General features: G+C 67.3%; 1 protein-coding gene and 1 pseudogene. Both read left to right on the top strand.

Annotated features, from left to right (window positions below; translation table 11 throughout):
* Positions 1-309: pseudogene (locus ACZ7GJ_RS32720) on the top strand (potassium-transporting ATPase subunit B); the annotation flags it as partial.
* A 6-nt stretch (positions 310-315) separates the two neighbouring features.
* Positions 316-1,032: a potassium-transporting ATPase subunit C gene (locus ACZ7GJ_RS32715; RefSeq protein WP_470756794.1), complete on the top strand. Its 717-nt coding sequence runs from the start codon at positions 316-318 to the stop codon at positions 1,030-1,032.
* Positions 1,033-1,165: the final 133 nt, after the last annotated feature.

The following is a 1,165-nucleotide window of genomic DNA, read 5'->3' as shown; positions in this document are numbered from 1 at the left end:
AACGACGTCGCCAAGTACTTCGCGATCATCCCGGCCATGTTCGCCGTGGTCTACCCGGGCCTCGACAAGCTCAACATCATGGGCCTGGCCTCACCCGAGTCCGCGATCCTCTCCGCGGTCATCTTCAACGCGCTGATCATCATCGCGCTCGTGCCGCTCGCCCTCAAGGGAGTCCAGTACCGGCCCACCAGCGCCGACAAGATGCTCCGCCGCAACCTCGGGATCTACGGACTCGGCGGCCTCATCGCCCCGTTCATCGGCATCAAGATCATCGACCTGCTCATCTCCCTCATCCCCGGAATCGGCTGATCCGCCATGAACAACTCCGTATCCAGCACCGTCCGTCTGATCGGTGCGGGCCTGCGCGCCCTGCTCGTCCTGACCGTGATCTGCGGGGTCGTCTACCCCCTCGCCGTCACCGGCATCGCCCAGGCCCTCTTCAACGACAAGGCCAACGGTTCCGAGATCAAGGACAAGAGCGGCCAGGTCGTCGGCTCCTCCCTCATCGGGCAGAGCTACAACCTGCCCAAGAAGGACCCGAACGACGCCGAAGAGGCCGCCGGGCCGGACCTCAAGTGGTTCCAGCCGCGCCCCTCCAACGGCCTCGGCGCCAACAGCGTCAACACCCAGTACTCGCTGCTCCTCTCCGGGGCCACCAACCGGTCCGCCGACAACGGCGCGGTCAACGGCAAGTGCGGCAAGGAGGCCGAGGAGGGCACCCTCTGCGCGCAGGTCGTGGCCGCCAAGGAAGCCGTGATCGCGGACAACTCGACGGCCGGCTACCAGGTCAAGCCCGAGGACGTACCGGCCGACGCCGTCACCTCCTCCGGCTCCGGCCTCGACCCGAACATCTCGCCCGAGTACGCCGAGCTCCAGGTCCACCGGGTCGCCGAGCAGAACAACCTCGACGTCAAGCAGGTCGAGAAGCTCGTCGCCGACCACACCGAGGGACGCACGCTCGGCTTCATGGGCGAGCCGAGGGTCAACGTCCTCGAACTCAACGTCGCCCTCAAGGCGCTGTCCAAGAGCTGATGTTCCACATCGCACGGATCGGGAGCCGGGGGGGGGGGGGGGGGTTTTTTTCCCCCCCCCCCCCCCCCCCCCCCCCCCCCCCAAAAAAGGGCCAAACCCCAACCCCAAAAAACCACCCCCCCCCCCCCCCCCC

The organism is Streptomyces sp. NPDC037242, from assembly GCF_055604165.1.
This window is presented reverse-complemented; position numbering and strand designations above follow the sequence as displayed.